Origin of the sequence: Ilumatobacter sp., assembly GCF_049588435.1 — a bacterium.
Classification (GTDB): domain Bacteria; phylum Actinomycetota; class Acidimicrobiia; order Acidimicrobiales; family Ilumatobacteraceae; genus Ilumatobacter_A.
In genome coordinates, this window is sequence record NZ_JBAVYV010000112.1 from 1 (window position 1) to 2,349 (window position 2,349).

The 2,349-nt window shown below is 66.7% G+C and carries 2 protein-coding genes; one reads left to right on the forward strand and one right to left on the reverse strand.

Annotated elements, in window-relative coordinates:
• Positions 1 to 45 precede the first annotated feature (45 nt).
• Positions 46 to 270, forward strand: coding sequence for a hypothetical protein (locus tag WBV89_RS04130; protein WP_423980074.1), 225 nt, complete (start codon positions 46 to 48; stop codon positions 268 to 270).
• Positions 271 to 303: 33 nt separating this feature from the next.
• On the opposite strand, the gene leuS is transcribed toward WBV89_RS04130, so the two are convergent.
• Positions 304 to 2,349 (reverse strand): leucine--tRNA ligase (leuS, locus tag WBV89_RS04135; RefSeq protein ID WP_423980075.1); only part of this gene is annotated, 2,046 nt, incomplete at its 5' end.

The window sequence follows — 2,349 nt, forward strand, 5'->3', positions numbered from 1 at the left end:
GTCGCAGCCAACCTGTGCGCAGCTGCTGCGTGCGTCGCATAGATCGTGGCGGTCGTCGTCGTTCGGGTGGTCGAGTCCGACGGGGACGGCGTCGGCCTCGCGGAGTCGGCGACGACGATGCGGACCGGCGTCGTTGCGCTCGTGACGTTGGCGCTCGCGGCCGCAGTCGCGATCGTGGGTGCAGTGCAACCGCGACTCGACGCGAACGACCCGGCCCCGGCCGATTCGGTCGACGACGCGTCGTGGCGCTGGTCCGCCGACGACGCCTGAATGCGCGTCGGTGCCAGGCACCAACGCGTATGTTCAGACGACGACGTTGATCATCCGGCCGGGGACCACGATGACCTTCTTCGGTGCGCCGCCGTCGAGCGCTGCGACGACCTTGTCGTCGGCGAGCGCAGCAGCCTCGAGCTCGTCCTTGCCGGTGTCGGCACCGACCGTGAGGCGGCTGCGCACCTTCCCGTTGACCTGGATTGGGATCTCGATCGTGTCGTCGACGAGCAGGGCCGGATCGGCGACCGGGAAATCGACGTAGGTGATCGTTCCGTCGGTCGCCTCGGAACACCCGAGCTTGCTCCACAGTTCCTCGGCGACGTGGGGCACCAGCGGGGCGAGCATCAGCACCATCGGCTCGGCGACCTCACGCGGCATGTCGTCCAGCTTCGTGACGTGGTTGTTCAACTCGATCAACTTCGCGATGGCGGTGTTGAACCGGAGCGCATCCATCTCGGTGCGCACGGTGTCGATCGTCTTGTGGAGCAGCTTGCGGGTGTCGTCGTCGGCGGGGCTGTCGACGACCGTGCACTCACCGGTTTCCTCGTCGACCATGTTCCGCCAGAGCCGCTGGAGGAAGCGGTACTGCCCGACGACGTCGCGGGTCGCCCATGGTCGGGACGCGTCGAGCGGGCCCATCGCCATCTCGTAGAGCCGCAATGTGTCGGCGCCGTACTGCTCGTACATCTCGTCGGGTGAGACGGCGTTCTTCAGGCTCTTGCCCATCTTGCCCCACTCACGGGTGACCGGTTCGCCGTGGAACGTGAAGTGCGCCTCGCCGTCGTCACCTTGCGCTTCGACGACCTCACCCGCCTCGACGTAGATCTCGCGATCGTCCTTGAACGCGGCGGCCTGGATGTACCCCTGGTTGTACAGACGGGCGTACGGCTCGATCGAGCTGACGTGACCCAGGTCGAACAGGATCTTGTGCCAGAAGCGGGCGTAGAGGAGGTGCAGCACGGCGTGCTCGACACCGCCCACATACAGGTCGATCCCACCGGGGTGATCGGGGCGTACGTCGGTGCGCGGGCCCATCCAGTAGCGCTCGTTCTCGGGGTCGACGAAGCGGTCGTCGAGCGTCGGGTCGATGTAGCGGAACTGGTACCAGCACGATCCGGCCCACTGGGGCATGACGTTCGTGTCGCGCCGGTACGACTGCACGCCGCGTCCGTCTCCGAGATCGAGTTCGACGTTCACCCACTCCTGGAGACGATCGAGCGGGCTCTCCGGATTGGAGAACTCGTCGTCGGCGTCGAACGTGCGCGGGGAGAACTGGTCGGTCTCGGGGAGCTCGATCGGCAGCAGGTCGTCAGGAACCGTGTGCGGTCGGCCCTCGTCGTCGTACACGATCGGGAACGGCTCGCCCCAGTAACGCTGACGGCTGAACAGCCAGTCACGGAGCTTGTAGTTGATCGTCGCCTCGCCGGCGTCGTTCGCCTCGAGCCAGGCGTTGGTCATCGCGATTCCGTCGGCCGTGTTGTCGACCCCGTTCAGGTCGAGTTGCCCGGTGCCCTCGGGCGTGCCGGCCGACTGGACGTAGGGCGCGTCGCCGACGTAGGCAGTGGGCCAGTTCGTCGTGTCGATGGTCGCATCGATGTCGTGTTCGGCGAACCATTCCGCGGGCGGCTGTTGGATCGCCGGGATCGGCAGGCCGAACTTGCGGGCGAACTCGAAGTCGCGCTCGTCGCCGCACGGAACCGCCATGATCGCGCCGGTGCCGTAGCCCATGAGGACGTAGTCGGCGATCCAGATCGGGAGCTTCTCGCCGTTGATCGGGTTCGTGGCATAGGCGCCGGTGAACACACCGGTCTTCTCGCGGGTGTCGTCCTGGAGTTCGAAGTCCTTCTTGCCGGCCGCTTGCTCGCGGTAGGCGGCGATCTCGTCACGCTTGGAGTCGTCCGCGAGCGTGTCGACGAAGGGGTGCTCGGGGGAGAGGACCATGAACGACGCGCCGAACAACGTGTCCGGGCGGGTGGTGAATACCGTGATCGGCCCGGCGTCGGACGCGAAGTGGACCTTGGCGCCGTGGCTGCGACCGATCCAGTTGCGCTGCATCGACTTGATCGCGTCGGTCCA